Origin of the sequence: Cyclonatronum sp., from assembly GCF_022565315.1 — a bacterium.
In the GTDB taxonomy this organism is placed as follows: Bacteria; Bacteroidota; Rhodothermia; order Balneolales; family Cyclonatronaceae; genus Cyclonatronum.
On sequence record NZ_JAIUMX010000154.1, the window covers coordinates 1 to 7064 of the forward strand.

The 7064-nt window shown below is 48.6% G+C and carries 5 protein-coding genes; 4 read left to right on the forward strand and 1 reads right to left on the reverse strand.

What is annotated here, in order from left to right:
• The 4 genes from LAT75_RS14730 to LAT75_RS14745 form a co-directional block, all read left to right on the forward strand.
• On the forward strand, positions 1-579 hold a 579-nt coding region (locus tag LAT75_RS14730; protein WP_291483443.1), incomplete at its 5' end, for a hypothetical protein.
• Complete coding sequence (locus tag LAT75_RS14735; protein ID WP_291483445.1) at positions 576-1949, forward strand: DUF4139 domain-containing protein; 1374 nt, start codon at positions 576-578, stop codon at positions 1947-1949. The genes LAT75_RS14730 and LAT75_RS14735, both read left to right, overlap by 4 nt.
• A 256-nt stretch (positions 1950-2205) precedes the next feature.
• Positions 2206-3540, forward strand: coding sequence for an ATP-binding protein (locus tag LAT75_RS14740; RefSeq protein ID WP_291483447.1), 1335 nt, complete (start codon positions 2206-2208; stop codon positions 3538-3540).
• 457 nt (positions 3541-3997) lie between these two features.
• Positions 3998-4618, forward strand: coding sequence for a Pr6Pr family membrane protein (locus LAT75_RS14745; protein ID WP_291483449.1), 621 nt, complete (start codon positions 3998-4000; stop codon positions 4616-4618).
• A 78-nt stretch (positions 4619-4696) separates the two neighbouring features.
• Here LAT75_RS14745 and LAT75_RS14750 read toward each other — a convergent pair whose 3' ends face one another.
• A complete protein-coding gene (locus LAT75_RS14750; protein WP_291483451.1) occupies positions 4697-6724 on the reverse strand; it encodes a tetratricopeptide repeat-containing sensor histidine kinase in 2028 nt (675 codons plus the stop codon).
• Between the last annotated feature and the right edge of the window lie 340 nt (positions 6725-7064).

Consider the following 7064-nt stretch of genomic DNA (forward strand, 5'->3'; position numbering starts at 1 on the left):
GCCTACGATTTCCCCGAGCCGCTGCTGCTGCCCACAGGCTCCGTTGCTTCGGTACAGCTTTTTCATTTCCGGGACCTGAACTACCGCAGCCTGCATTTCCTTGAAATTCCGCAGCACAACCTGCGCAGCCTGCGCACGACGCGGCTTGCGGTGCTCAACGAAAATGAAGCCAATGCCATCCCGACTGAAGCCCCGCCGGGAGAGGTGTACGCGAGCAGCTTCCCCCGAAACGGCATGCCGGTTTTTGAGGGAATCAGCCGGATAAGTGCCACGCCGCCGGGCCTCACGCGCTATGTTGCAACCGGCGTGCATGTGCCGGTAAGCACGCGGCACGAGCACGAAAGCCGCGGCGGCAGAAGGGGAGAAGACCGCCTCGACCTGCACACGGTAAGCATGACCAACGAAGGCACCGAGGCCATCGAAGTGCTGGTGCAGCGCAGCATCGGCAATACACGGACCCTTGTGCACCGCATGCCGGAGGGTTTTGAACAGCTCGGCAGCCTCATCCGCGGCACCATCCGGCTCGCACCCGGCGAAACCCAAACCTTCGAACTCACCCTCCGGACGCCCGCCCTATGATTTCATCCTTCAGAAAAAACATCACCCTTTTGCTGCTGCTCCTTTGCATTCCGGCGGCAGCCCTTGCGCAGCAGGACTATGTGTTTAGTCCCGCAGCCGATTCTGTGCAGATTCACATGCAGGGCGGGCAGTTTGCCACGGTTTACGAGACACGCATCCTCAACCTGCAACAGGGGCTGAACGAAGTTTTGATGCACGGACTGCCGCATCCCACAAGCATCAGCGACCTGCAGTTTGGCGGTGATCTGATGCCGGCCGGCTCCGCACTCCGGATTGAAGCCGGCACCATGAGCGCCCTGCTCGGCAGGCTGATCGGGGAGGAAGTGACGCTGAGCGGTCCGGCGGGGACCATCACCGGTATCATTGAGGATGCGGCCCGCGGCATGCTCACCCTTCGGGATGCCGAAGGGCAGCAGGTGATTGTGCCGAACCCGCACTTGTACAGCCTGCAAACCCGAAATCAGGATGCGGATATCCGCGCCGACAGCGGCCTGATGCTGACCTTCGCGGCGGAGCGTGCCGGCACTTACGTGATCCGGCTGTGGTACCACACGGGCTACCTCGGCTGGAGCGCCGAGCATCAGCTCGTTGTGGATAATGAAACCGATCAGCTCGGCTGGACGACCCTGATTCACCTCGAAAACAACACCGGCGCCGACTGGGAAGCAGCGCGGCTGAGCATCAGCAGCGGAAGCGTGAACCGGCGGGGCGGCATGGGCGGGCTTACCTCTGCGGTGGCCAACGACCGGAGTCCGGACCGCTTCACCTTTGCGTTTGATGAGCCGGTGAGCCTCAGCACATTGCACAAAACCCGCCTGCGTTTTCTCTCAGCTGAAAACCTGCCCTACACGAAGGACTACCACTACCGCGCCGCCTACAGCCGCAGCGTGAACGTTACCGACCGGCGTCCGGATATTTTTTACAGCATCCGGGCTTCGGATCTCATGCAGCATGTTCACAGCGGTGCGACCCGTCTGCCCGAGGGCGAAACGCGGCTGCTCCTGCGCACGACCGACGGCCTTGTGCTCATCGGCGACCGCGCCCCGACCGGCCTCGCCGAAGCCGACTCCCTGCTCCACATTCAGGGTGGCCGCAGTCCCCGCCTTTCCATTGATGAGGTCGTGCAGATCACCACCCCGGAGGAAGATGAAAACCTGCACCGGGTGAGCGGCGCATACACCATTCGCAACCTCGGCACGGAAGTGAAGCCGCTGCGCATCAGCATACAGACCGACGAGCGCACCCGGGTAATTTCCGTTTCCGAACGCAGCTGGACCCAAACCGATCAGTCCCTGGAAATCAGCCTCGAGCTCCAACCCGGCGAAACCCGCCGCGTAGAGTTTGAAACTGAACAGCGCAGGGGTTTTTGAGCGGTGGGGGTGGCAGTAGTAGTCAGATTTGGGAAGATGAGACTGGCTCTGGATTAAGGGAAACCCAAGGGCGTTATCTTGTTGGAGGAACCTGCAAATCAGGTTAAGGCTTTGAGTTAACATTTAATCACAGCAAATCTTCGCCTGTACTGTTATAAGGGCATTTTAGGCGAAAATTTATTGCGTAAGTAAACTTGTTTTCGTTCCTTGTAGAAAACCAGAACATAATGCATTAAAATAAAATTAACCATCTGTAGTGACATCAGAATCACAAAATATTGAGTTCAAAGTAAGCTGGAGAGATGAATACCTGAAATGGATTTGTGGTTTTGCAAATGCCCAGGGTGGAACTATCTTTATCGGTAAAGATGATTCAGGAAATGTAGTAGATTTGAAAGATGCTAAAAAACTAATGGAAGAAATTCCAAACAAAGTAAGAGATACTTTAGGGATTTTAGTTGATGTTAATCTGCATCAAACAGACCAAGGTAAATTTATTGAAATTTTTGTTGAGCAATACCCTTATCCAGTCAATTACAAAGGACAATATCATTACAGAAGCGGAAGTATCAAACAGGAATTAAAGGGGGTAGCACTTGATAAATTTCTCCTTCAGAAAAAAGGGAAAAGATGGGATGGAGTTCCTGTTCCAAATATTTCTGTAAATGACTTGAAGCAGGAAACGTTTGATTTTTTTCGCAAACGGGCGTTGAGAAATCAAAGAATTGATGAAGAAAGTCTAAAAGACAGTAATGAACACCTTATTGATAATCTTCATCTTAGGGAAGGTAAATTTCTTAAGCGTGCTTCTGTTTTGCTTTTTTATTCAAATCCTGAAAAATACATTACAGGGGCTTACATAAAAATTGGATTTTTTGAGAGTGACAGTAATTTAAAATTTCAGGATGAAGTTCACGGAAATCTTTTTGAACAAATTGAAAAGACCACAGAGTTGCTTTTTACAAAATACATCAAAGCTTTGATAAGTTATGAAGGCTTAAATCGTGTGGAAATATACGAGTATCCAAAAGAAGCAATTAGGGAAGCGTTATTAAATGCAGTTGCCCATAAAGACTATTCAGGTGGTGTTCCGATTCAAATCAGTGTTTATAATGACAAGTTAATGATTTGGAATGAAGGGCAGCTTCCTGAAAACTGGACTATTGAAACATTATTGAATAAACACTCTTCAAAACCATTCAACCCTGATATTGCAAATGCACTTTTTCGAAGTGGGTATATTGAGTCTTGGGGGCGTGGTATTTCCAAAATGACAGAACAATGTTTTAATTTTGGGCTCCCTGCCCCCTCATTCTTTTTTAAAAGTTCAGGTTTTTGGGTAGAGTTCAGAAAAGATATTTTCAATCATAACGATCTTAGAAAACTTGGATTAAGTGACCGGCAAATCAATGCTGTGCTCTTCGTGAAAGACAATGAAAAAATCACTAATGGTGATTATCAAAAAATTAATAATTGTTCAAGAAACACAGCGAGCAATGAATTATCTGATTTAGTAGAAAAAGGAATATTTTTATCAAGTGGACAAAAAGGAGCGGGTGCGTTTTATAGCTTGAAAGGCATTGCACAATAATTGCACAAATTGCACAATCGCAACTTCTGCGAGAGAAAAACAGAGCTTGTTGTTTTCAAGACGTTATACTGAAGCGGAGAATTGGAGCAGAAACAACCGGTGTTTAGATTGTTCATAAAACAAACTTCACAGACTCAAGTGTACAGAGAAGAAATCCGAGTCGATAACAGCAACTATCCTAAAGTGGCAGTGAAGTGCTTCAAAATTGCCACCTTCTGTTTGCTGCAGAACGTTTAATACTACCTTCACAAAGTCTCGATACTCAAAAAACGCCAGCCACTCAAAGCTGCCGGCAGTCTCGAATGAGTGTCAATTTTTCAAGGGGCCTAATCCCCAACCCAAACCACACAAAACCAAATCTAAAAACCCTTACATTACCAGCGCAGGCAACAGACCTCGAAGAGACTCTTCCCGGAAACCAAACACTGTAGTTCCAAACGCAATCAGTCAGATGAAAATGAAACGAGTACTCCTCTATTTGCTTGCGATAACCGGGTGGGTTACCCTGCTGATCAGAATTTATTTAAAAATCACTACTTCAGGTCTGCCGTTGACGGAATCCCTGATGCAGTTATTCAGCTATTTCACGGTTCTCACAAACTTGCTGGTCACCATTTATTGCACCGTGCATTTACTGTCATCAAGCCAGCAAAGCCGGTCAAAGCTGTTTTTGAGACCCGAGACCCTCACAGCCCTTACGGTTTTTATACTGATAGTCGGAACCGTTTATCATCTCCTCTTAAAATCTTTATGGAATCCTGAGGGGCTGCTTATGATCACAGACGAAATCTATCATACTTTCGTCCCTCTTGGAACTTTAGCCTTATGGTTGGTATCAGCAGACAACAAAGGGGGTAATTTAAAATATTTGTACAGCTGGATTTTATACCCTGTTCTGTACCTTGTCTTTGTTCTGATTCGCGGAAGTGTATCGGGTTTTTATCCTTATCCGTTTATCAATGTTGCTGAACTGGGTCTGGTAACAGTGATGATGAATTCGTTTTTTCTTCTGATCCTAATGTGCTTGCTTTTTCTGCTATTCGGCTTTGTTGGAAAAAATATAGCCCGCTTCAGATAAGCAGCATAAAAATAACATCAGCCCCAAAAAACCTGCCGGGCTTTGATTCGACAATTTCCCCAAAGTAAGAATCCTCAATTACCCCGCTTTGGGAAGCTCCACAAAAAAGGTTGAGCCTTCACCTTCGGTGCTTTCAAAGCGGAGGCTGCCGTTCATGCGCACCGCAAAATCGTGGCTGAGCTTCAGACCGAAGCCGGTGCCCCGTTCGTTGGCCGTGCCTTTGCGGGATTGGGTTACATCCGTGAAAAGCTGATGCTGCACGGCTTCGCTCATGCCGATGCCGGTATCCCTGATCAGAATCACAACCGAATCGGCCCGCTCTTCCGCAGCGATTGAAATCTGCCCGCCAGACTTCGTGAACTTTATGGCATTGGAAATAAGATTGCGCAGCACAAAAGTGAGGGCATTGTGATCAGCCAGTACAGCGGGCACTTCGGGAAGCTCAGCGGTCACAGCAATTTTCTTTTTGGCCGCATTGTTTTTTTGTGACTGCAGCACTTCACCTATTAAACCCGAAACCTCAACGGTTTTCAGATCCATCCTTACGCCGGAGAGCTGCTCTTTGGCCCAGGTGAGCAGGTCGGTCATTACCAGGCTGTTTTCCTGTATTGCAGCCTCGACCTCCGGAATCATGTCCCGAAACTCGCTCATCGAAATTTCATCCTCTTTGAGAAGGGTGAGGATGCCTTCCATCGAGATCAGGGCGTTGCGAAGGTCGTGCGAAACGATGGCGAAAAGCTTGTCTTTGGCTTTGTTTGCTTCTTCAAGCTTCAGCTTCTGAGCTTCCAGCTCTTCCATGATGATTTGCTTGGAGGCTGCATTCCGCTTCATTTGCACCAGCAGCAAAATCAGAAACAGCAACGCCAGCAAACTGACGACAATCAATACTGACTGCGTGCGCAGCTGCCGGTTTTTCTGAAGCTGCTGTTCCTGCAACAGGCTGTTGATTTCCCGCTGACGCGAAAGCTCCAGGTAATTTTCGGCCAGGGCAAGTTCTTTGGTGTAGCGGGCCTGACTCAGGCTGTCAGACAGCGCCTGATACCTGAGCAGCTTGTTGTAGGCATCTTCAAACTGACCTCTGCGTGCGTGCAGGCGGTGCAGTTCCTCCAGGGTATCCGTCAGGAAATCCGAATTCCGCAGGGTTTCAGCGATATCAGCGGCACGGTAAAAATAGGGAAGCGCCCGCTCAGTCTGATTCTGTGCGGCGTACATTTTGCCCAGCTCATTTACATTGTGATATATGCCCTCCATAATATTCTGCGCTTCACTTATGGCAAGCGACTGTTGTAGCAATCGTTCTGCTTCATCATAACGCCGCATTAAAGCAAGTGTCCGACCCTGATTGTGCATAATAATAACAGAAGGAATGCCGGGCTGAAGGATTTCAAATGCAGCGAGGGCAGCATCATACTGTTCAAGGGCATCTTCAAACAAACCAGTGCTGGTGTAAGTGTTTCCCAGGTTGAGGTGTGCCTGATAGAGCTCAAGTGGTGTGTTCATTTCGCGGGCGAATTCTACCGCGCGCAGCAGGTGGAACAAGGCGATATCAAGTTGCTGCGATCGGGCGTATGCTACACCAAGATTATTGTGAATCGTTGAAAGAAGGAGGGTGTTGTCGGCTTTTTCCGCGAATCGAACGGCCTCGGCAAAATACCGGAAGGATTCTTCTGTTCGGCCCGAATTGCTGAGAAGTATGGCAAGATTCTGGTAAATACCCGCAATCCGGTTGTCTGCAACTGTATCCGGCAAGCGGTACATAAAGGCTATTGCATTGTAAAGTTCCTCAAGACCGGACTGGTACTCATTGCTGGTATTATAGGTGCTGCTGAGCGAATTGTGTAGTTTTGCCCGGTACCTGCTTTCCGGGGAGCTTGCAATGGCATCAGATAAAAGCTCCCTCGCCTCAAGAACTCTTCCCTGCCTGATAAGAATCCGACCCTGTAAATCAAGGGTAAGTAAGAGTCCTTCAGGTTCAGCAGCATCGCGGTAGAGCTGCTCAGCCTGATTGTTTAGTTCACTGGCCTGCCGTAATTCCGAACGCCTGAATGCTTCCTGCGCCCGAACGAACACAGAATCAGCTGATGCAGCAGAGGTGTATTGTGGCACCTGGCTTACTTGCTGAAGCAGTTTCCCTTTTGCCGATAAAGGTGTAATCAGCAGGAGCCCCGCAAAAAAGACAAGTCGGGCAGTTTTAAAAATGGTGTTCAATTGGGGCAGCTGCTTGGGGATTTAATATTAAAATTACGGGTCTTTATCAGGGCGTAAGAACGCAAAACAGGCAAAAATACAGGTGCACTCAGTCCAAAATGTTGTTTCGAACAGTGTAGCTGTGTAAGAACAAAAATATTAAAATAAATTCATCTTTCTTTGGCTGAAAAGGAGGAAGCAGCTTCCGGGTAGGTACACAAAAAATAAAAAGGGCCGGGAAAATCAGATTTCCCGGCCC